Consider the following 19,905-nt stretch of genomic DNA (forward strand, 5'->3'; position numbering starts at 1 on the left):
AGGCTCAAGTCCCCTGGTGCAGCCTGTGGTGCAGTCCGGAATGCATCGCGGGAACGATCAGGGGGGTGGGTCTCATGCCGTCGCAGCGCGTGCACGCGAGCGAGCGGACGGCTTGGGTGGCCGCTCCGGCCGGCGTGGTCTACGGACTGCTGGCCGATGCCGTGCGCTGGCCGCTGCTGCTGCCCTGGCACGTCCACGTCGAGCGGATGGACTTCGACGGGGTCCGGGAGCGGCTGCGGGTCTGGGACGTGCGCGAGGACCGGGTGCGCTCCTTGCACGTACGCCGGGTGCTGGACCCGCACGCCAGGACCGTCGGGTTCGAGGAGGAGGACACCGCCCGGCCGGGTGTGCCCACCTTGGGTGTGTGGACGGTCGAGGCGTGCGGCGAGACCGAATCACTGCTGACGCTACGTCAAGAGCGGACGTTGGAGGGGCTGCCGGCCGCCGAGAGCGAGCGCAGCCGGCGGGAGTGGCAGGCGGAGCCGGCCGAGCGGATCGCCCACGTCAAGGCGGTCGCCGAGCGGTGGGAGCGCCTGGACCAGCTGCTGTTCTCCTTCGAGGACGACGTGCGCGTCGACGGTCCCGCCGAGCTGGTCTACGACTTCCTCTACCGGATCGGGGACTGGCCCGAGCGCCTCCCGCACGTGGACTCGGTCGAGGTGATCGAGGACGTACCGGGTGTGCAGTTGGCGACGGTGGACACCTGCGCCGCCCCCGATGGGCGGACGCTCACCACCCGGTCGGTGCGGCTGTGCTTCCCCTCGGCCGCGCGGATCGTCGACAAGGAGCTGACGACGTCCCCGCTGATCGCCGCGCACAGCGGCGAGTGGTCCCTGGTCCCGGACGGGGGCGGCGTACGGGTCGTCCGTGCCCGGCAGGTGATGCTGCGGGAGGAGGCGGTCGAGGAGGTGCTGGGGGCGGGGACCGATCTCGTGGAGGCCCGCCGGTACGTACGGACGTGGCTGGGGCGGGCGGGTACGCAGACGCTGCGCCTGGCCGGGTGGCATGCGCAGAGCGCCGTGCGCCGGCTGCGATGAGCCGGCGGCCGCTGTGCGGCCACGCGTGGGCGATGAGCCCGGGAAGGAGGTCGTGAGCATGGTTGCCGACCGGTGGCGCCCGGAGCCGCTCGACGCGCCCCTGCACCTTGCCGGTCCCCAGGGGCCGTGGGACGAGGTGGGTGACCGGCTCGAGGACACCGGCCGGGCGGTCATCTGCACGACGTGGGGCCAGTGGCTGGCCGCCGTGCTCCTCGACCCCGCGCTGCGGCCGCTGCTCGGGCCCGACTGGCCGCGCTACCGGCAGACGGCGGCCGCGGCCGGCAGGATGCGCTTCGCCGTCTCGCGGTTCGTGGTGAGGCACTCCGCCGCGGCCGCGCTGGACGTTCCCGTGGACAGCCTGGAACTGGGCTACCAGCCGGACGGGCAGCCCCTGGTGCGGGGGGCGGGCGAGGACCTGGAGGTGAGTCTGGCGCACACCGGTGAGCTGATCGTGGTCGGTGTCAGCCGTAGCGGTCCGATCGGTGTGGACGCGCAGCCCGTGGAGCGTGACGTCGCCGCCGAGGTGCCGGCCGGGCGGTGGTGCACCGTGGCGGAACGCGCGGCACTGGCCGCGCTGCCCGAGGGTGAGCGGCGGGCCCGGCTGCTGTGGCTGTGGACCCTGAAACAGGCCCGTGCCAGGGCGCTCGGGCACGGGCCGGGCCGCGGCTTCGCCGCCTTCGGGTTCGACCGCGACGAGGGGGGCCGGGCCGTCGCGGTGGGCGCGCCGGACGAGGAGGGGGACGCGGCCGGGCCGTGGACGTTCACCACCCATCGCGTCCTGGAGCGTTATCTGGTCGGCGCCGCGCACCGGCGGCTGCCCGGCTGGGCGGCGGCCGGGAAGGCGCAGGTCGACACCGGTTCGCGAAGCGCTGCAGCACCACTTGAGGAAAGGGGAAGCGGGCGCGGGGACCACTTACCCTTTCTGCGACCGGTGACCTCCGGGTGGGGCGAGGGAAGGCGGACGCCGTGAACGCAGGGGAACTTTCCGCGGCGCCCTTCGCGTCGGTCCTTCGCGTCGGTCCTTCCGTGTCGTGTCCGTGTCGGTGACTGACGGGAGCGCGGCGGGCGTCGGGGCCACCCGCATCCGCCCCGGCCGCGTGCGGGCCGGCCGGTGAGCGGGGGCGACGCCGCGGACGGGCCGGGGCCGGTCCTCGCGGTGGTGCACGAGGCGGGCCGCGGTGCGGCCGGCTCCGCGCTCGTCCTCGGCGTGCGCGGGCTCCGCCACGACGCGGACGCCGAGATGTTCGCCGCCCGCATCGCCGAGCGCCACCGCCGCTTCCGGGTCACCCTGGAGGGCCACGGTCCGGGCCGGCACACCCTGCGCCTGCTCCCGGACGCCGGCACGCCCGGCCCCACCTCGCCGAGCGGCACGTCGCCGGGCGGTGAGCTGCTGAGCGGTGAGCTGCTGGCCGACCTGCTGGGCCCGTACCCGGGGGCCGCTGAGCCCCTGGCGCTGGCCGGGGACCGGCGCGAACTGCTCGTGGCGGCGCTCACCGGTGCCGACGGGCCGGACCGGTACCTGGAGCAGGTCCACTGGAACTGGTCGGGGCCGCTCGACAGGGCCCGCTTCGACGCGGCCTGGCAGTCGGTCTGCGGGCGCGAGTCGATCCTGCGGGCCGCCTTCGACTGGACGGCGGTGCCCCGGCTGCTGCTGCATCCGCACGCCGAGGTCGAGATCGTCCACCGCGCCCGCAGGGACACCACCTGGCGGGAACTCCTCGACGCGGACCGGGCAAGGGGGTTCGCCCTCAACCGTCCGCCGCTGCTGCGCCTGACCCTGCTGGAGGGGGCTCCGGGGGCGCCCACCCGGGTGCTGCTGACCTGCCACCGCGCCCTGCTCGACGAGCGGGGCGTCCACCTCCTGCTGCGCGCGTTCTACCGCGCCTACCTGGCCGCGGGCGCCCTGCCCGGCGGTGAGCGCCGCCCCGACCTGCGCGACCACGCGCGCTGGCTGGCCCGGCAGGGCGCCGAGGGCGCCCGGGAACTGTGGACGGTCGCGGCGCCCCCGCGCGGCGCCGCGACCGCGCCGGGCCGCCCCGGCCCGGACACCGGTCAAAGCGGCGAGGGACGGGTGCGCCGGCGGCTGGAGGAGCCGTACGGGCCGCGGCTGCGTGCGTGGGCCGCGGCGCGGGGGGTCGGCGAGAGCGGCGCCCTGCACATGGTGTGGGCGCTGGTGCTGTACCGGGCGGCGGCGGCCGGGGGTCCCCTGCCGGTGAGTTTCGGCGTCCGGGTCTGCGGCGGCGACATCGCGCTGCCCGGAGCGGGAGGCATCCCCGGGCTGCTCGGCGGTGCGCTGCCGATGACGGTGCGGGTGGATCCGGCGGCCCCGCTGGCCGACCTGTTGCGGCAGGTGCACGACGCCCGGCTGGACCTGGGCGCCTACCCGTGGGTGTCGGCCGACCTGGTCCGCGAGTGGAGCGGGCGGGGGCCGGGCGAACCCCTGACCGACAGCGTCCTGGTCTTCGACGCTCCGGCCGATCCGGGGGCCGACGTGCGGCGTGAGCTGGAGGCACAGGGCGTCGGCGTGGACGCGCCGCGGACGGTCGGCGCCGGCGCCGGCGTGCCCGTCACGGTGGTCGCCCGGCACGAGGGCGGCGGGGCGCTGGTCCTCGACGCCGTCCACGACCGGGCGCGTCTGGCCGACGCGGACGCCGCCGCTCTGCTGGGGCAGTGCGTCGGCCTGCTGCGGGCCCTGCCCGATCTGCCGGATCCCGATCCCACGGTCGGCGCGGTGCTGGGCCTGCTGGCGGACACCGAAGCCCCTTCGATGGCCGCCGCCCGGCCGCCCGCGGTGCGGCGTGGCGCGCTGCGCACGCTGCGCGGCGGGGCGGCTTCGGCGGAGGTGATCTGCCTGCTGGCGGTCCCGGGGGTGGTGGAAGGCTGCTACGAGTTGTTCGCCCGCGACCACCGGGGCCCGCAGACGATCGTGGTGCTGGAGCTGGACGGTCCGCCCGGCCCGGTGGTGCCCGCCGCCCTGGCCGGGCTGCCGGCGCACGGCAGGCGGCTGGTGCTGGGCGGGTGCGGGCCCGGCGCGGCGGCGGCGTACGCGCTGGCGCGGGTTCTCGCGGACGGGTTCGGATCGCCGGTGAGGGTCGTCATGACGGGCCTCGGCGGTCCCCGCGGCAGCGCGCAGGCGCTCGCCCGGGGGCTCGCGCAGGTGGCCGTGCGGCGCGACTGAACGGTCCCGCTAGGCGGCGTAGAGGTCGAAGGTCGAGGTGCGGCGCGGGCCGGCGAGGACGTCGAGCTGCGGGTCGACGGCGAGCATGGCCTGGTGCAGTCGCTGGAGTTGCGGCGACGGTTCCACGCCCAGGTCCTCGATCAGGCGGGCGCGCAGCCGGCGGTAGACGTCCAGGGCGGTGGCCTGCCGGCCCGAGCGGTACAGGGCCACCATGACCTGGGAGTGGAGTCCCTCGTGCTGGGGGTGGCGTGCGGTCAGCTCGGTCAGCTCGGCGATGAGTTCGGCGTGCCGGCCCAGTCTCAGGTCGGCGTCGATGCGCCGCTCCACGGTGACCAGGCGGCTCTCCTCCAGGCGCATCACCTCGATGTCGAGGATCGGCCCGACGCGTACGTCGACCAGGGCGGGGCCGCGCCACAGGTCCAGGGCGGCCCGGTAGCGGGCGGCGCAGACCCGGCTGTCGTCGGATTCGAAGGCCGACTGGCCCTCGCGGACGAGGCGTTCGTAGTCGTGCACGTCGACGCCGTCCTCGGGTATCTGCAGGAGGTAGCCGCCGTGGCGGGTGACGAGTACGTCCTTGGCGCCGCCGGGGGCGTCGGGGCCCATGGCGGTGCCCAGGCGTCTGCGCAGTTGGAGGATGTACGTCTGCAGGGTGGTCAGCGCGCTCTGCGGCGGCGCGGTTCCCCAGATCTCCTCCATGAGGGTGGGAACCGGTATGACGCGCCCCGGATAGAGCGCGAGGAGCGCCAGGAGCTGTCTTGGTTTGCCCGCGGTCGGCACGATGGATCCCCCGTTGACCTCTGCGCTCAGCGGACCCAGAACCTGAATTCTCACGGTCTCCTCCGTACTTCCTTGGCTCTTTTCCTCCGGTGGCCAAGGAGCTGCCCCCGTTCGAGGCACGCTAGCCGGGGTGGATGTGCTCCATCTCTTTCCTGTAGTGGCTTTCGAGCCGCCGCCGAGCGGTTACGGCCAGTCGATCAGGGCGGTGGCGGGGCCGGTGGTGGCCGGCGTGCCGGCGGAGGTCGGGGGAACCGGCCAGTCGATGGCGCCGCCGTCGGCGTGGGCGGCCGCGCCCGCGGTGAGGACGGCGGTGGCGACGAGGGCGGCGGTGGCGACGACGCGGGCGATGTTCTTCATGGTGGCTCCTCCGTGGCAACGTTTCGCATCTTTTTGGCAAGTCCTCTGCCAAGAAGATTGGCAACGTCTGCTCGGGATTTGCTCGTCAATCGCTGGAGAAATGCTGGAGGGGCGGGCGGATAACGCCGGCCGGCCGTTCTTCGGGCGCCCGTGGCGGCTTCGTGAACTGCTGTGACCTGCGCGGAAGTTGATGGGGCGCGGGCGGGGCGGGAATGTGCCAGGAGTTGCCAGGGAGCCGGAACTCGAGCATCGCCGGAGCGGGCATTGCCAAGACCGCCGGGCCATAGGCAATGTATTGCCAAGCGTTCTGGCAATACAGGGAACACAGGGTCGTGGACGTGCCGCGGCCCCGACAGCGGGGGGAGGCCCCTGAATGAATGCGCCGACGAATGCGCCGACGTACGACACGCAACGAACGGCCCACCTGGACACGGCGGGCGCGGGCCGGATGCCGGACGGGGTGCGCGCCGTGCTCGCCGCCTGCACGGCCCGCGACGACCGTTTCGGGAGCCGTGCGCTGCGGGAGCACCTGGGCGCCGTCCTGGACAGCGAGGTGCACGACCGTCTCGCCGGTCTGCTGGGCGTCCCGGCCGGCGACACGGTCCTCACCACCGGCGCGGCCGCGGCCTTCGACGCCTTCGTCCGCGCCGTGGAGCTCGGTCCGGGCGATCGGATCTGGACCACCCCGCACGAGGGCGTGGACCACCTGAGCACCCTCTACGCCCTGCGCGACCGCACCCGTTGCCGGTTGGAGGTGGTCCCGCTGCGCGCGGACGGCGATCTCGACCTGGACTGGATGGGGGCCCACATCGACGAGGACGTCGCCCTCGTCTCGGTGGTCCACGTCTCCTCGGCCTGCGGGACGGTCAATCCGGTCGAGCGGGTGGGCCGGCTGCTGGCCCCCCACCGGGCCCGGTACGCCCTCGACGCCTCCCACTCCGTCGGCCAGCTCCCCGTCGACGCCGCGCGCATCGGTGCGCAGCTGGTCACGGCGGACGGCTGGAGGTTCCTGCGCGGCCCGGACGCGGTGGGCTTCGCCTACGCCGCGCCCGGGGTGTGGGGCGGGTGCCCGCCGGCGCCCGCCCCGGCCGCCGTGGCCGCGCTGAACGCCGCCCTCGCCCACCACGGCGCCGCCCGCCGCCTGCCGGGCGAGGACCTGCTGGCGCGGCTGCGGGCCGTCGTCGAGCGGACGCCCGGGATCGAAGTGCTCGCGGCGGGCCGGGAGCGGGCGGGGATGCTGGCGTTCCGTCATCGTGAGGTCCCGGCCCCGCTCATCCGCCGCGGCCTGGCCCGGCGGGGGGTCGTCCTGCGCAAGAGCGTCGCGCAGGAGACTCCGCTGCACCCGGCCGCGCGGGACGGCGCGAGCGCCGTCCGGGCGTCCGTCCACCACGACAACGGCGCACAGGACGTCGACCGCTTCGAGCAGGCCCTGCGGGAGGTCCTGCGGGAGGAGCGGGAGAGGCGGGAGCACAGCGGCGCGGCAACGGCCGCGGCGCCGGCCGCGGTCGGCGCGGACCGCCCCGGCGGGCCGGCGTCGGCGTACCGGGCGAAACCGGCCGGCCGCCGCCACCTCACCCTGCACCGGGCGACCTGAGCGCCGCCGCCCCGGCGGGTCCCCACCCCGCCCTTCCGGCCGCCCCGCCGGCGGGCCGCCGAGCCCGCACGCCGCAACGGCGCCAGGACCACGTCTCGTACGGGGTTCGAGCGGACTTCCACGGCGTCTTGAGCCTGGCGCGCGACGGTGGCCGCAATCCGGTCTTCAGATCTGGAGGATCCACATGACCATCAGTGACGTGTCCACCCTGCCGGGCAGAGACCCTGCCGCGGAACTGGCCGGCATCAAGGCCCTGGCCCTGGCCGGCCCCGACGAGCGGGCCACCGAAGCACAGCACGCGAAGGGCAAACTCACCGCCCGCGAACGCATCGCCCTGCTGCTGGACGAGGGCTCGTTCCACGAGATCGAGGCGCTGCGCCGCCACCGTGCGAGCGGTTTCGGGCTGGAGCAGAAGCGGCCCTACACCGATGGTGTGGTCGCCGGCTGGGGCACGGTGGGCGGCCGTACCGTGTTCGTGTACGCGCATGATTTCCGCATCTTCGGCGGGGCGCTCGGCGAGGCCCACGCGGAGAAGATCCACAAGGTGATGGACCTGGCCGAGGCGGCCGGCGCGCCGCTGGTCTCGCTCAACGACGGGGCCGGTGCCCGGATCCAGGAGGGGGTGTCCGCGCTGGCCGGCTACGGCGGCATCTTCCAGCGCAACACCCGCTCCTCCGGGGTCATCCCGCAGATCAGCGTGATGATGGGGCCGTGCGCGGGCGGGGCGGCCTACTCCCCCGCGCTCACCGATTTCGTGTTCATGGTCCGCGGCACCTCGCAGATGTTCATCACCGGCCCCGACGTGGTCCGTGCCGTCACCGGTGAGGAGATCACCCAGAACGGTCTGGGCGGGGCCGACGTGCACGCCGCGGTCTCGGGGGTGGCCGCCTTCGCCTACGACGACGAGCAGAGCTGCCTGGAGGACGTACGGCACCTGCTCTCGTTGCTGCCGTCCAACAACCGCGAGACGCCGCCGCGCGAGGACGGCGACGACCCGCCGCAGCGGCGTACGGAGGCGCTCGCCGGGATCGTGCCGGCCAATCCGCAGCAGGCGTACGACATCCGCCGGGTCATCGAGGAAGTCGTCGACGACGGCGACCACTTCGAGGTCCAGCCCGGCTGGGCGGCCAACGTGGTGTGCACGCTGGCCCGGATGGACGGGCACGTCACGGGGTTCGTCGCCAACCAGCCCGCCCACCTCGCCGGGGTCCTCGACATCCACGCGAGCGAGAAGGCGGCCCGCTTCGTGCAGTTCTGCGACGCGTTCAACATCCCGCTGGTCACCCTGGTCGACGTGCCCGGTTTCCTGCCCGGTGTCGGCCAGGAGCACGGCGGCATCATCCGGCACGGCGCCAAGCTGCTGTACGCGTACTGCAACGCCACCGTCCCGCGGATCTCGCTGGTCCTGCGCAAGGCGTACGGCGGTGCCTACATCGTGATGGACTCGCGTTCCATCGGGGCGGACCTCGCGCTGGCGTGGCCCACCAACGAGATCGCCGTGATGGGCGCCGAGGGTGCGGCGAACGTCATCTTCCGCCGGGAGATCGCCGCTTCCGCCGATCCCGACGCGACGCGCGCGCAGAAGATCAAGGAGTACACGACGGAGCTCATGCACCCGTACTACGCGGCGGAGCGCGGTCTGGTCGACGACGTCGTCGACCCGGCCGAGACCCGCTCGGTGCTTGTCGGGGCCTTGGCCATGCTGCGTCCCAAGTACGCCGACCTGCCGTCGCGCAAGCACGGCAACCCGCCGGTATGACGGGCCAGGAGGCGGCGGCCGCCCCGGGGGCGGGGGCGCCGCCATGGCGGATCGTGCGCGGGAGCCCCGACGCGGCGGAGACGGCCGCCGTGCTGGCGGTGCTGAGCGCCCTGCTGGGCCGGCGGACGGCCGAGCGTCCCGATCCCCCGCGTACGCGGGCCGCCGGGTGGGACCGCGGGGGCGGGTTGCGGCGCGCGGGAACGTGGCGCGAGCGCTGATCCGTCGCGCCCCGAGTGCCCTGCGGCACGCTCTGGACGTCTGGTGAGCGACGGAGGGAACAAGAATGAGCGTGAAGACGAGAGAGAAGTCCCCCGAGCGGCCGGTGGCGCTGGTCACCGGGGCGACCAGCGGCATCGGGCTGGCCGTCGCCCGGGACCTGGGTGCCCGCGGCCACCGGGTGTTCGTCTGCGCGCGTACGGAGTCGGCGGTCAAGCAGACCGTCGCCGATCTGCAGGGCGAGGGGCTGAGCGTGGAGGGCGCGGCCGCCGACGTGCGCGACCGCGCGGCGGTGCGCTCGCTGGTCGCCTCCGCGGTGGCGGCGTACGGGGCACCGGTCAGCGTCCTGGTCAACAACGCCGGCCGCAGCGGGGGCGGGGTCACCGCGGAGATCACCGACGAGCTGTGGCACGACGTCATCGACACCAACCTCAACAGCGTGTTCCTGATGACGCGCGAGGTCCTCAACGGCGGGGGCCTCAGCGCGCAGCCCTGGGGCCGCATCGTCAACATCGCCTCCACCGCGGGCAAGCAGGGGGTGCTGCTCGGCGCCCCCTACTCCGCCTCCAAGCACGCCGTGGTCGGTTTCACCAAGGCGCTCGGCAAGGAACTCGCGCCCAGTGGCACCACCGTCAACGCGGTCTGCCCCGGGTACGTGGAGACGCCCCTGGCGGCGCGCGTGCGCAGCGGGTACGCGCAGGCGTGGGAGACCACCGAGGAGTACGTCCAGGAGCAGCTCGAGTCCAAGATCCCGCTCGGCCGGTACTCCACCCCCGAGGAGGTGGCCGCCCTGGTGGGGTACCTGACCACCGATCTGGCCGCCTCCATCACGGCCCAGGCGCTGAACGTGTGCGGGGGGATGGGGAACTACTGACGTCGGCCGATGCCGGCTGCCGCCCGGCACGCCGAAAAAAGGGGGGAGGGCCGCGGACGGTCGATCGTCCGCGGCCCTCCCCCGTCCCGTGGCCCCCCGTCGTGGCCGCTCCCGGGGCCGCTGCCCCGGGCCGGTCACAAGGCGGTCGGCGGCCCCGAGACGTCCCAGACGACGGCCTGCGGGGCGATGTGGGCGTCCCGCCAGTCGGCCAGGGCGGCGGTGTCCAGCGGCTCGCCGCAGAGCAGGACGTGCCGCAGGGCCGGCAGGCTGGTGCGGGTGACGCGGGCCGCCGCGGCCAGCCGGGCGAACGCGGACGGCAGTTGTGTCACCACGCTCACCTGCTCCTCGGCCAGCAGCCGGGCGAAGGCGCGGGCGTCCGAGGCGGTGTCGCGGTCCACGACGACGGCGCGGGCGCCGCAGAGCAGGGGTGCCCAGATCTCGCGCATGCCCAGGTCCAGGCTGAGGGAGTGGAAGTACGTCCACACCTCGTCCGGGCCCGACTCCAGCATCGGGACCACGGCGTCCACCCACGACAGGACGTCCCCGTGGGTGACGGTCCCCACGGTCAGGGCGCGGCCGGGGTCGCCGCCGGCGGGGGGCAGGGCCAGGAAGGCCGTGCCGGGCGGGATCTCGCGGCCGCTCGCCGTCTCGGGGCGCGCGGCGATGACGTAGCCGCCCGCCTTGGCCAGCGGGATCTCGTCCCGCAGCAGTCCGCTGTCCGAGACGACCATCTCGACGCCGGCGTCGCGCATCAGGTGTTCCTGGAGGCCCGCGTGGTGTCCGGGCTCCAGTGGCAGCACGGCGGCTCCGGTGCGCAGTGCGCCCACCACGGCGGCGGGGGCGGTGCGGGTGCGGCGGGCGCGGACGGCGACGGCCGATCCGGGGCCGGTCCGGCCGGACAGGCGCCGTGCGATGTCGTCGGCCAGCCAGTCCAGTTCGAGGTAGGTGCTCTGCTGCGCGGTGTCCCGGGTGCAGACCCGGGTGGGATGGCGGGCGGCGGCGGCCGCGAAGCGGATGTCGATGCGGTCGCGGCGCTCGGGCGGCCGGGCGGCCGGGTCGAGCCCGATCCGTCCGTGCAGAGCGGCCACGTCGGCGGTCAACTGGTCGAGCTCCGGATGATCCGGAGTGGCGTTCATGCGGCCTCCCAGCGGGCGGGTCGTTACTCCGGGGCCGATGCTGTCGCAGGAGACCGGAAAACGGCTCAAGTCCCGCCGCAGAGGCAGGCTCGGCGGTCGCTCGGAGATCGCCGGACGGGTGCCGGACGGGTGCTGGAGGGGCGCTCGGCGCGTGGTCGAGGGCCGCTCGGGACGCCTGGCCCGCCCGCTGGGGGCATGCCTACGCTGCTGGGACTCACGCCGAAGCCACACACTCTCTCCGTCGCGCTCCGAGGTGACCACTCGTAGACGCAGGCATATGGAACTGAGCTTTGTGGCTATGGCCCGTCTCGCGAGACTGGACTTGACTGTACTCATGACTCAGAACACGCAGATCACCCTCGTCATCGGCGGTCACGGCAAGACCGGCCGGCGCGTCGCCGAGAAGCTTTCCGCCCAGGGCCGTCAGGTCCGGATCGGTTCCCGCAGCGGCCGGCCCGCCTTCGACTGGCACGACAGCGCCACCTGGGGTCCGGCGCTGGAGGGCGTCGACCGGGTGTACGTGACCTACTACCCCGACCTCGCCTTCCCCGGCGCGGCCGAACAGGTCCGCGAATTCTCCAAGGTGGCCGTCGCGCACGGTGCGCGCCGTCTGGTGCTGCTGTCGGGGCGCGGCGAGGAGGCCGCGGAGGTGTCGGAGGAGAACCTGAAGGCCTCCGGCGCCGACTGGACCATCGTGCGCTCCAGCTGGTTCAACCAGAACTTCAACGAGAGCTTCTTCCTGGAGCCCGTACTGGCCGGCGAGATCGCCCTGCCGACCGGTGACGCGGTGGAGGCGTTCGTCGACGCCGACGACATCGCCGACGTCGTGGTGGCCGCGCTGACCGATGACAAGCACATCGGCAAGACGTACGAGCTGTCGGGCCCGCGCCTGCTCAGCTACAGCGATGTGGCCGCCGAACTGTCCAAGGCCACCGGGCGCGACATCAAGTACATCTCGGTCACCAACGAGGAGTACCGCGCGGTGCTGCGCGAGAACAACCTCCCCGAGGAGTTCGCGGACCTGTTCACCATGATCCTCGACGGGCGCAACGCGCACCTGGTGCACGGTGTCGAGGAGGCCCTGGGCCGCAAGCCCAAGGACTTCTCCGACTTCGCCCGCGAGGCCGCCGCGTCGGGGGTCTGGAACGTCTGACGGCGCGGGCTGCGCACCGCCGTTTGCTCCCTCATCGCTCCTTGACCGGGCGGCGACTCTGGTACGGCCGCCGCCCGGTACTCGGGGTGAGGGGGACGACGCACTGCGGCCCCACCGCACACCGTCCCACCGCACACCGCACACCGCTCCACCGCGCTTCGGCGCCACCGCGCACGACAGACCGGCAGGAGGCTCCCGTGCCAGCTCCCCCGTCGTATTCCAGCGAACACGGACTGGAACACCTTCCCCCGCACTTCCACGGCTTCGCCCTGATGCACATCGCGATGCGGCGCGACGCGGCCCGGCTGCGCGCGGCGGCCCCCGCGTGGAACGGCGCGGGCGCCGAGTGGTGGCAGCGGCTGCGCCAGGTCATCGAATGGCACCACACCAGCGAGGACGACGTGCTGTGGCCGGGACTGCGCCGCCGGGACGCCGACTTCGACGCGCAGGCACGCGAACTGCACGAGGACCACGAGGAACTGGACGCCGCGATGGCGGCCGTCGGGACGGCGATCGCCCACCGCGGCGACGGCCTGGTCCGGGCGGCGCAGACCTTCGAGGGCGTGCTGCGCGACCACCTGCGCGACGAGGAGCGGATCGTCTTCCCCGTCTTCGAGCGGCTCGGGGAGCGGGCCTACCTGGCCGAGGAGCGCAAGGTCGTCTCCAGCGCCCCGATGCGGGTGATGACCTACCTCCAGCCGTGGATGTTCGACGGCGCTTCGCGGCAGTCGGTCGCGCACGTCTCGGCCACCATCCCGCCGCCCGTCCGGCTGATCGGCGCCACGCTGCTGAACCGGCGCTACGAGCGCACGTTGAAGGGACTTTCGCAGTGAGCAGCACGACCACGCAATCGGTGACGCTGGTGGCGGCGACGGTGGGGACCGGGCTGATGGCCGGGCTCTACTTCGCCTTCGACATCTCGGTGATGCCGGGGCTGGGCCGCGGCGACGACCAGACGTACGTGACCGCGATGCGCAACATCAACGAGGCCATCGACAACGGTCTGTTCGGGCTGTTGTTCCTGGGCGCCTTCCTGGCCACCGGGGTGGCGGCCGCGCAGCAGCAGCGTGGCGGCCGCCTCGACGCGGCGCGCTGGGGCTGGCTGGCGTTCGCGTTGTACGGGCTGTCGCTGGCGGTCACCGCGATCGTGAACATCCCCCTCAACAACCAGCTGGCCCGGGCCGGCGCCGACGTGGCGGCGGCCCGTAGCCGTTTCGGCGGCCGGTGGGCCTCGGGCAACATCGTGCGTACGGTGGCCTGTACGGCGGCCCTGGCCGCGCTGGGACGGGCGCTGACGCTGCACGGCCGCGCGTCGGTGTAGCACCCCGGCCGCGGCGAGAGCAGCGGCGGCAGACGCCGTGGCGCTGCGCCGCTCCTCCCCCGCGAACGGCGCCCGCTCTCTTCTCCGTCCCCCGCGGGAGAGCGGGCGCTTCGCCGTGCGCGGGCCCGCGTCCGGCCTAACCGGATGCGGGATGTGGGATGTGCGGCGGGGGCTGGGGGCCGGAGGGGGGACGCGAGAGGATGGACGCATGGACACGCTGACCGGACTGTTGGAAGGCCCCAAGGCCCGGGGGGCCTTCCTGCTCAAGTCCGTCTTCAACCCGCCCTGGTCGCTGCGCGTGGAGGACCGTGCGCCGCTCTCCGTCGTCACGATGGTGCACGGCGACGCCTGGCTTCTTCCCGAGGACGGCACGCCGGTGATGATCCGGCCGGGCGACGTGGCCGTCGTACGCGGCCCCGAGCCGTACACGGTCGCGGACTGCCGGGACACACCGGTGCAGATCACGGTCGGCCCGGAGCAGCGGTGCAGCACGCAGGAGGGCGAGGACGTCACCGAGACGATGGCGCTCGGTGTGCGGACCTGGGGCGACGATGTCCAGGACGCCGGTTCGGCCGTGATGCTGAGCGGCACCTACCAGGCGCCCAGTGAGATCGGCCGGCGGCTGCTGAGCGCGCTGCCGACGATCCTGGTGCGGCCGGCCGAGGCCGCGGACACCACGCTGGTCACCTTGCTGGCGGCGGAGATCTCCAAGGACGAGCCGGGTCAGGAGATCGTCCTGGACCGGCTCCTGGACCTTTTGCTGATCGGGGTGTTGCGGACCTGGCTGGCGGCGCCGGGCAGCGGGGCGCCCTCCTGGTACCGGGCGCAGAGTGACCCGGTGGTCGGGCCCGCGCTGCGGCTGCTGCACGAGAATCCCGCCCACGGTTGGACGGTCGAGGAACTCGCCCTGAAGGTGGGGGTGTCGCGGGCTTCCATGGCGCGCCGGTTCACCGATGTCGTGGGCGAGCCGCCGGTGGCCTATCTGACCGGGTGGCGGCTGGCCCTGGCGGCGGACCTGCTGCGGGAGCCGGACGCCACCATCGCGACGGTGGCGCGGCGCGTGGGCTACGGCTCGGCCTTCGCGCTTTCGACGGCGTTCAAGCGGGTGCGGGGGATGAGTCCGCAGGAGTTCCGTTCGGGCGCCCACCCGGTGGCCGCGCCGCAGGCCCCGCAGCGGGCGCGCACGGTGGTGCTGCCCGGGCCCTGACGGCCGGTGGGTGGGGGCGGACGGCGGCCCGGGAGCCGTGGCTGCGGGTCCCGGGCCGCTGTCCGTATGCCGTGTGCGTGTGCGTGGGCGTGTTTGTCGTGTTCTAGGTGGCGGCGGGTAGGGGCGCGGCGGCCCGTTCGGCCGGCTGCCGGGCGCCTTCGCGGGTCACGGCGGTCAGGACGAGGTCCGGGCCGGCCAGCCAGCGGCCCCGGTAGTGCGGGTCCACGGGCACCGGCGGCGAGGGGTGCATGGTCGCCGTGAAGCCGCCGTCGGGGCACAGGGTGAGGGTGGCGTCGCGGAAGCCGAGCCAGATGCCGGTGGCCGGGTACCACGCCTTGTACGCCGCCTCCTTCGCGGAGAAGAAGACGCGGTCCCACGGGACGGTGGGGTCGCGCGAGGCGAGGGCGGCGAGGTGGGCGCGTTCGTCGTCGGAGGCGATCAGGGCGAGGACGCCGCGGGGCAGCGGGCCGGCCGGCTCCGCGTCGATGCCCACGGCGGCCATCACGGAGGCGGGGGCCGCCACGGCCGCCCGGTAGCCGTCGCAGTGGGTGATGCTGCCGACCACGCCGGACGGCCACTGGGGGGCGCCGCCCGGTCCGGGCAGGAGGGCGCCGGTGGGGCGGCCGAGGTCGGACAGGCAGCGGCGGGCGCAGGCGCGGGCGGTGGCGAACTGGGTGCGCCGGTGGGCCCGGCGGCCCTCCATGAGGGCCGCCTCGGCCGGGAAGAGAGGGGCGGGCGCCGCGTCGTCGAAGGCTTCCGATGACGTGACGCCCGGGGGCAGGAGTTCCTCGATCATCGTGCGGCGAGCTCGGTGACGGCGGCGACCGCGAGGAGCGGGCGTTCCAGTGCGAGCATGTGGCCCGCGCCGGGTACCGCTTCGAAGCGGGCGCCCGGCAGGACCTCGGCGAGGGTTTCGGCCAGCGCGATGTCGATCACCTTGTCTGCGTCGCCGTGCAGGACGACGGCGGGGGTGGTGACCGTTTTCAGGGCTTCGCGGACGTCCCAGCCGCGGGTGCAGCGGAAGAAGTCCGCGCGCACGCGGGGCGTGGTGGCGGCGAACATCTGCCGGTTGACGTCGCGCACGACGGGGTCCACGTCCTTGCCCGTGGTGGAGCCGAGCAGTCTGACTCCCAGCCAGGGCCGGCGCAGGGCCCGGGAGAAGAGCGCGCTGCCCATCATCTTGACCTCGCTGTCCGGGGTGTCCTGGCCGTGTGCCGCGGTGCCCAGGAGGACCAGGCCGCGCAGCCGGCCGGCGGAGGGTGAGGTGGTGGCGTAGGTGAGGGCGGTGAAGCCGCCGCCCGAGTGGCCGACGAGGACCGCCTCGCGGGCGTCGGTCTCGCCCAGGACGGCGGCCAGGTCCGCGCTGAGGCGTTCCACCGAGACCGGGGTGCGGCCCAGGGTGGACGCGCCGTGGCCGCGCTGGTCGTAGAGGACCACCCGGTGGCCGGCGCGGATCAGGCGGTCGGTGACGGTGCCCCAGGCGCGGCGGGTGTGGGCCCAGCCGTGCAGCAGGACCACGTCGGCGCCGCGGGGTGTCCCGTTCAGCGGGGCGAGGACGGTGACGGCCAGTTCCGCGCCGTCGTCGGTGCGGACCGTCAGTTCGCTGGTGGTGTCGGGGGCGGTGGTCATCGGGGTACCGCCGACAGCTGCCGCTGCAGTGAGGCGAAGGCGGCGAGGGTGGCCTTGGAGTGTTCCGCGCCGAGGTCGGCGACCTTGGCCAGGGCCTTGAGCCAGCCGTGCGGGCTGCCGGTGAAGTGCATCGAGAGGCGGGTGCGGCCGTCGGGCAGCGGTTCGAGCAGGAAGGTGCTCGGGCCGCGGAAGACGCCGTCCACGTACTCGATGTCGAGTCGGCGGCCGGGGTCCACGGCCACCGTGCGGGAGGTGAAGCGCAGCTTCAGTCCGCCCTTGTCGACGCCCTTGGTGTGCACGACCACGCCCACCGTGCCGCCGACCTCGTCGGGGGCGCCGGAGACGGCGGTGAACGTGTTGTGCGGGACCCACCATTTCCTGGCGCCGCGGAATTCGGCGACGAGGGCGTCCCAGACGGTATCCGCCGGGGCGTCGATCACCGCCTCGTCGATCAGGTCGTACGTCGTCATTGCGCAGCCTCCACTCGATATGGGAAAGGCGGTGGGGGCGGGGTCCCTCTCCCCTGCCCCCACCGCCGGGTCTTCACGGCCGGCCGGCCTGCCGTCAGGCGAAGAAGCCCTGGCCGGGCGTGAAGATGTTGTTGGGGTCGAACTTCCGCTTGGCGTTGACGAAGCCGCTCCAGCGGGTGCCGAAGTGCTTCTGCCAGTCGGCGCCCGTCATCGGGATCGAGCCCACCAGGTAGCGCTTGGCGCCGCTGGCGACCGCGATGTCGTACAGGCGGCGGTTCTGGTCGATCATGCCCTGGATGTTGGGTTCACCCGGGTTGGGGAAGCGCAGCAGGTCGAAGAGGTAGACCACGGACTCGTTGGGCATCATCGCCAGCGGCCGCTTGATCTTCGACGTGTAGAACGGGTAGAAGAGCAGGAACCCGCCGCCGAGGGAGGTGTCGTCCAGCTCCTGCTCGACGCGCTTCATGAACGCCTTGGTCTTCGAGGCGGGCAGGAACATGCTCAGCCAGGGCTTGGGCGTGTACCAGTGGCCGCCTTCCTTCAGGATGGCCTCGTAGGCGTCGAGGCGGAACATGTAGTCCCTGAAGGAGACGTCCTCGATGACCGCGTCCGCGCGGACGTCCTTGAGGTCGCACAGCAGCTTGCCGCGGTTGGGCGGCGTCGTGTTGTAGGTGGCGCCGACCTCCAGCTTGTAGCGCCAGCCGGAGTTGTCCGGGGTGCGCAGCATCTCGCCGGCGTGGACCTGGAAGCGGCCGTCGGCCAGGACCTTCTCCGAGTCGGCGAGGTACTGCTCGACGGTGCTGTAGAAGAGGCTGAAGATGACGGCCCGCTTGGGGGCCGGGATCAGCTTGACGGTGGCGCGGACGATGATGCCGACCTGGCCGCCGCCCGACAGGGCCGCGTTGAACAGCTCCGGGCGCTGGGTGGCGCTGGCGGTGACGAGCTTGCCGTCGCCGGTGACGATGTCGATGGAGTGCACGGTGTCGCACAGCAGGCCGTACCTCTGGACGGTGCCGCCGATGCCGCCGATGCTGATGGTGCCGCCGACGGAGATGTACAGGTAGTCGGGGAGCGCCGGCGGGGTCTTGCCGACCTTGAGGGTGGCGTCGGTGAGCTGGCCCCAGGTCACGCCGGCTTCGACGACCGCGGTGTCGTTGCCGATCGAGATGATCTTCGACATGCCCTTGGCGTCGATGGAGATGCCGCCGGGGACGCGTGCCTGGCCGTAGACCGAGTGGGACTCGATGTCGTTGCCGGTGCCGCCCTGGCCGTTGACGGCGACCTTGATGTTGTTGGTGCGGGCGTATTCGACGATCTTGACGATGTCGTCGGTGCCGCCGGGGCGCAGCACCGCCCACGGCTTGCTCGCGGCGCCGTCGAAGAGGTGCCCGAAGTCGTTGGCGAAGGCGTCGACGACGCCGGGGGTCGTCTCCAGGGTTCCGGTGAGTCCCGGCACGGGGACGACGTCGGAGCTGCCGGCGGCCTCGGCGGCCGTCGCCCAGGTCTGGGAGACGGTGTTCCAGCCGACGACCGCGACGGCGGTGGTCGCGATCCCGCCCAGGACCCGGCGGCGGGACGGCTGGGCGGGGGTGCCGGCGGCGGTTCTGTGGGTGCTGCTCATCTCGTGCGTCTCCTACTGGTGAGGTACCGGCTTGGTGCTGCGCACCCGGGAAGCGAGCTGGTACTCGCTCAGGTCGAGGCGCTTGGTCCCGCGACGGAAGCGCCAGGTGTAGGTGGGGAAGACCGTCGTGTTGCGGCCGGCGGCGTCGAGGTACCAGCTCTTGCAGCCGCCCGACATCCAGACGGTGCCCTCGAGGTGCTTGTCGAGTTTGCGGTTGTAGGCGTCCTGCGCCTCCCGGCGGACCTCGATGCTGGCCAGGCCGCGCTTGTCGGCCTGCTTGAGGGAGTCGACGACGTACTGGACCTGCGCCTCGATCATCACGGTCTGCGAGGAGTGCCCCAGGGCGGTGTTGGGGCCCAGGAGCATGAAGAGGTTGGGGAAGCCGGCGATGGTGGTGCCCCGGTGGGCGGCCATGCCGTCCTTCCAGGCCTCGCGCAGCTGGACGCCGTCCCTGCCCCAGATCCGGCGGGCGACCGGGCGGTCGGTGGCCTGGAATCCGGTGCCCAGGATGATGGTGTCGACCTCGCGCTCCACGCCGTCGGCGCCGACGATCGACTTGGGGCGGACCTCGGCGATCGGGTCGCTGACGATCTCGACGTTGGGCTGCTGGATCGCCGGGTACCAGGTGTTGGAGAACAGCAGGCGCTTGCACGCCACCAGGTAGTCGGGGGTGAGTTTGGCGCGCAGCGCCTCGTCCGGGACCGACTTGAGCAGGTGGTCGCTCGCCATCTTCTGGACCTTCTCGGCGAGCTTGGGGCGCTTCCAGAAGAAGGCGAGGATCTCGCGGCCCCACATGTTGAAGCCGCGCCGGAACTGCTGGTATCCGGGCAGCGAGCGGAGCATCTTGGTGTGGAGCTCGCTGTTGGCCTTGTCGGGCTTGGGGCCGACCCAGGGGGGCGTGCGCTGGTAGAGGTCCAGGTGTCCGACCTCGGGCTGGATCTTGGGTACGAACTGGATGGCGGAGGCGCCGGTGCCGATGACGGCGACGCGGCGGCCGGCCAGGTCGTGGTCGTGGTCCCAGTTCGAGGAGTGGAAGATCTTGCCCTCGAAGTCCGTCAGGCCCTTGATGTCGGGGACGGCGGCCTCGCTGAGGTAGCCGGTGCCGGTGACCAGGAACTGGGCGGTGTACCGGCCCTGCGAGGTCTCGATCTTCCAGTGCCGTTCGTCCTCGTCCCAGCGGGCGGCCTCCAGTTCGTGCCCGAACCGGATGTGCGGGCGTACGCCGAAGCGGTCGGCCGTGTCGCGCAGGTACGCGTACAGCTCGTCGCGGGAGGCGAACGTCGACTTCCAGTTCGGGTTGCGGGCGAAGGAGAACGAGTAGAGGTGGGACATGACGTCGCACGCACAACCCGGATAGCTGTTGTCGCGCCAGGTGCCGCCGACCTCGTCGGCCCGCTCGAACACCAGGAAGTCGTCGATGCCCGACTGCAGCAGTCGGATGGCGGTGCCCAGGCCCGAGAAGCCGGTGCCGATGACCGCGACCCGCAGGTGCCGGGTGGGGCCGCGGCCGCCGGGGGCCTTCTCGGTGCCCGTGCGTGCTCCGCCGTCCTTGGCCGGCTCAAGAATGCTCGTCACG

19 protein-coding genes are annotated in these 19,905 nt (G+C 73.3%); 11 read left to right on the forward strand and 8 right to left on the reverse strand.

Annotated features, from left to right (window positions below; genetic code table 11):
- The first annotated feature begins 74 nt into the window (after nucleotides 1-74).
- The 3 genes from ACFYP3_RS26815 (at nucleotide 75) to ACFYP3_RS26825 (ending at nucleotide 4,215) form a co-directional block, all read left to right on the forward strand.
- Nucleotides 75-1,037 carry an SRPBCC family protein gene (locus ACFYP3_RS26815; RefSeq protein WP_388837467.1) on the forward strand — a complete coding sequence of 321 codons (963 nt, stop codon included), beginning with the start codon at nucleotides 75-77 and terminating at the stop codon, nucleotides 1,035-1,037.
- Between the two features lie 58 nt (nucleotides 1,038-1,095).
- Nucleotides 1,096-2,007, forward strand: coding sequence for a 4'-phosphopantetheinyl transferase family protein (locus tag ACFYP3_RS26820; protein ID WP_388837605.1), 912 nt, complete (start codon nucleotides 1,096-1,098; stop codon nucleotides 2,005-2,007).
- A 141-nt stretch (nucleotides 2,008-2,148) separates the two neighbouring features.
- Nucleotides 2,149-4,215, forward strand: a complete 2,067-nt coding sequence (locus tag ACFYP3_RS26825) for a condensation domain-containing protein (RefSeq protein ID WP_388837470.1) — start codon at nucleotides 2,149-2,151, stop codon at nucleotides 4,213-4,215.
- Nucleotides 4,216-4,224: 9 nt separating this feature from the next.
- Here the strand turns inward: ACFYP3_RS26825 and ACFYP3_RS26830 are convergent, their stop codons facing one another.
- Both ACFYP3_RS26830 and ACFYP3_RS26835 read right to left on the reverse strand, forming a co-directional pair.
- Complete coding sequence (locus ACFYP3_RS26830; RefSeq protein WP_388837473.1) at nucleotides 4,225-5,046, reverse strand: BTAD domain-containing putative transcriptional regulator; 822 nt, start codon at nucleotides 5,044-5,046, stop codon at nucleotides 4,225-4,227.
- A 129-nt stretch (nucleotides 5,047-5,175) separates the two neighbouring features.
- Nucleotides 5,176-5,349 carry a hypothetical protein gene (locus ACFYP3_RS26835; protein ID WP_388837475.1) on the reverse strand — a complete coding sequence of 58 codons (174 nt, stop codon included), beginning with the start codon at nucleotides 5,347-5,349 and terminating at the stop codon, nucleotides 5,176-5,178.
- A 373-nt stretch (nucleotides 5,350-5,722) separates the two neighbouring features.
- On the opposite strand from ACFYP3_RS26835, the gene ACFYP3_RS26840 reads away from it, so the two are divergent.
- From ACFYP3_RS26840 to ACFYP3_RS26855, 4 genes are all read left to right on the forward strand, one after another.
- Nucleotides 5,723-6,943, forward strand: a complete 1,221-nt coding sequence (locus tag ACFYP3_RS26840; RefSeq protein WP_388837478.1) for an aminotransferase class V-fold PLP-dependent enzyme — start codon at nucleotides 5,723-5,725, stop codon at nucleotides 6,941-6,943.
- Nucleotides 6,944-7,127: 184 nt separating this feature from the next.
- Nucleotides 7,128-8,702: an acyl-CoA carboxylase subunit beta gene (locus tag ACFYP3_RS26845; protein WP_388837480.1), complete on the forward strand. Its 1,575-nt coding sequence runs from the start codon at nucleotides 7,128-7,130 to the stop codon at nucleotides 8,700-8,702.
- On the forward strand, nucleotides 8,699-8,920 hold the full coding sequence (locus ACFYP3_RS26850; RefSeq protein ID WP_388837482.1) for an acyl-CoA carboxylase subunit epsilon: 222 nt from the start codon (nucleotides 8,699-8,701) through the stop codon (nucleotides 8,918-8,920). The genes ACFYP3_RS26845 and ACFYP3_RS26850 overlap by 4 nt, the downstream gene beginning before the upstream one ends.
- 71 nt (nucleotides 8,921-8,991) lie before the next feature.
- Nucleotides 8,992-9,792 (forward strand): SDR family NAD(P)-dependent oxidoreductase, encoded by an 801-nt coding sequence (locus tag ACFYP3_RS26855; protein ID WP_388837485.1) that lies wholly within the window; start codon nucleotides 8,992-8,994, stop codon nucleotides 9,790-9,792.
- Between the two features lie 134 nt (nucleotides 9,793-9,926).
- On the opposite strand, the gene ACFYP3_RS26860 is transcribed toward ACFYP3_RS26855, so the two are convergent.
- Nucleotides 9,927-10,928: an AMP-binding protein gene (locus ACFYP3_RS26860; protein WP_388837488.1), complete on the reverse strand. Its 1,002-nt coding sequence runs from the start codon at nucleotides 10,926-10,928 to the stop codon at nucleotides 9,927-9,929.
- A 334-nt stretch (nucleotides 10,929-11,262) separates the two neighbouring features.
- On the opposite strand from ACFYP3_RS26860, the gene ACFYP3_RS26865 reads away from it, so the two are divergent.
- From ACFYP3_RS26865 to ACFYP3_RS26880, 4 genes are all read left to right on the forward strand, one after another.
- Nucleotides 11,263-12,081 (forward strand): NAD(P)H-binding protein, encoded by an 819-nt coding sequence (locus ACFYP3_RS26865; protein ID WP_388837490.1) that lies wholly within the window; start codon nucleotides 11,263-11,265, stop codon nucleotides 12,079-12,081.
- 197 nt (nucleotides 12,082-12,278) lie between these two features.
- Complete coding sequence (locus ACFYP3_RS26870) at nucleotides 12,279-12,914, forward strand: hemerythrin domain-containing protein (protein WP_388837492.1); 636 nt, start codon at nucleotides 12,279-12,281, stop codon at nucleotides 12,912-12,914.
- The gene (locus tag ACFYP3_RS26875; protein ID WP_388837494.1) at nucleotides 12,911-13,402 is read left to right on the forward strand and encodes a DUF1772 domain-containing protein; all 492 of its coding nucleotides are present in this window, start codon (nucleotides 12,911-12,913) and stop codon (nucleotides 13,400-13,402) included. The genes ACFYP3_RS26870 and ACFYP3_RS26875 overlap by 4 nt, the downstream gene beginning before the upstream one ends.
- Before the next feature lie 208 nt (nucleotides 13,403-13,610).
- Nucleotides 13,611-14,609, forward strand: a complete 999-nt coding sequence (locus tag ACFYP3_RS26880; protein ID WP_388837497.1) for an AraC family transcriptional regulator — start codon at nucleotides 13,611-13,613, stop codon at nucleotides 14,607-14,609.
- A 103-nt stretch (nucleotides 14,610-14,712) separates the two neighbouring features.
- Here the strand turns inward: ACFYP3_RS26880 and ACFYP3_RS26885 are convergent, their stop codons facing one another.
- From ACFYP3_RS26885 to ACFYP3_RS26905, 5 genes are all read right to left on the reverse strand, one after another.
- Nucleotides 14,713-15,405 (reverse strand): 4'-phosphopantetheinyl transferase, encoded by a 693-nt coding sequence (locus ACFYP3_RS26885; RefSeq protein ID WP_388837500.1) that lies wholly within the window; start codon nucleotides 15,403-15,405, stop codon nucleotides 14,713-14,715.
- Complete coding sequence (locus ACFYP3_RS26890) at nucleotides 15,402-16,238, reverse strand: alpha/beta fold hydrolase (RefSeq protein WP_388837503.1); 837 nt, start codon at nucleotides 16,236-16,238, stop codon at nucleotides 15,402-15,404. Before ACFYP3_RS26890 ends, ACFYP3_RS26885 begins: the two co-directional genes overlap by 4 nt.
- On the reverse strand, nucleotides 16,235-16,708 hold the full coding sequence (locus tag ACFYP3_RS26895; RefSeq protein ID WP_388837506.1) for an SRPBCC family protein: 474 nt from the start codon (nucleotides 16,706-16,708) through the stop codon (nucleotides 16,235-16,237). Before ACFYP3_RS26895 ends, ACFYP3_RS26890 begins: the two co-directional genes overlap by 4 nt.
- Before the next feature lie 94 nt (nucleotides 16,709-16,802).
- Nucleotides 16,803-18,329 (reverse strand): FAD-binding protein, encoded by a 1,527-nt coding sequence (locus tag ACFYP3_RS26900; protein WP_388837509.1) that lies wholly within the window; start codon nucleotides 18,327-18,329, stop codon nucleotides 16,803-16,805.
- A gap of 12 nt (nucleotides 18,330-18,341) precedes the next feature.
- Complete coding sequence (locus ACFYP3_RS26905) at nucleotides 18,342-19,904, reverse strand: flavin-containing monooxygenase (protein ID WP_388837512.1); 1,563 nt, start codon at nucleotides 19,902-19,904, stop codon at nucleotides 18,342-18,344.
- Nucleotide 19,905: the final 1 nt, after the last annotated feature.

Source organism: Streptomyces sp. NPDC005533 (genome assembly GCF_042871845.1).
In the GTDB taxonomy this organism is placed as follows: Bacteria; Actinomycetota; Actinomycetes; order Streptomycetales; family Streptomycetaceae; genus Streptomyces.

Bases quoted from the DNA above. Each gene is read 5' to 3' on its own strand.
- ACFYP3_RS26815 (WP_388837467.1), top strand. From the start codon at position 75: ATGCCGTCGCAGCGCGTGCACGCGAGCGAGCGGACGGCTTGGGTGGCC.
- ACFYP3_RS26820 (WP_388837605.1), top strand. From the start codon at position 1,096: ATGGTTGCCGACCGGTGGCGCCCGGAGCCGCTCGACGCGCCCCTGCAC.
- ACFYP3_RS26835 (WP_388837475.1), bottom strand. From the start codon at position 5,349: ATGAAGAACATCGCCCGCGTCGTCGCCACCGCCGCCCTCGTCGCCACC.
- ACFYP3_RS26840 (WP_388837478.1), top strand. From the start codon at position 5,723: ATGAATGCGCCGACGAATGCGCCGACGTACGACACGCAACGAACGGCC.
- ACFYP3_RS26845 (WP_388837480.1), top strand. From the start codon at position 7,128: ATGACCATCAGTGACGTGTCCACCCTGCCGGGCAGAGACCCTGCCGCG.
- ACFYP3_RS26850 (WP_388837482.1), top strand. From the start codon at position 8,699: ATGACGGGCCAGGAGGCGGCGGCCGCCCCGGGGGCGGGGGCGCCGCCA.
- ACFYP3_RS26860 (WP_388837488.1), bottom strand. From the start codon at position 10,928: ATGAACGCCACTCCGGATCATCCGGAGCTCGACCAGTTGACCGCCGAC.
- ACFYP3_RS26865 (WP_388837490.1), top strand. From the start codon at position 11,263: ATGACTCAGAACACGCAGATCACCCTCGTCATCGGCGGTCACGGCAAG.
- ACFYP3_RS26880 (WP_388837497.1), top strand. From the start codon at position 13,611: ATGGACACGCTGACCGGACTGTTGGAAGGCCCCAAGGCCCGGGGGGCC.
- ACFYP3_RS26885 (WP_388837500.1), bottom strand. From the start codon at position 15,405: ATGATCGAGGAACTCCTGCCCCCGGGCGTCACGTCATCGGAAGCCTTC.
- ACFYP3_RS26890 (WP_388837503.1), bottom strand. From the start codon at position 16,238: ATGACCACCGCCCCCGACACCACCAGCGAACTGACGGTCCGCACCGAC.
- ACFYP3_RS26895 (WP_388837506.1), bottom strand. From the start codon at position 16,708: ATGACGACGTACGACCTGATCGACGAGGCGGTGATCGACGCCCCGGCG.
- ACFYP3_RS26900 (WP_388837509.1), bottom strand. From the start codon at position 18,329: ATGAGCAGCACCCACAGAACCGCCGCCGGCACCCCCGCCCAGCCGTCC.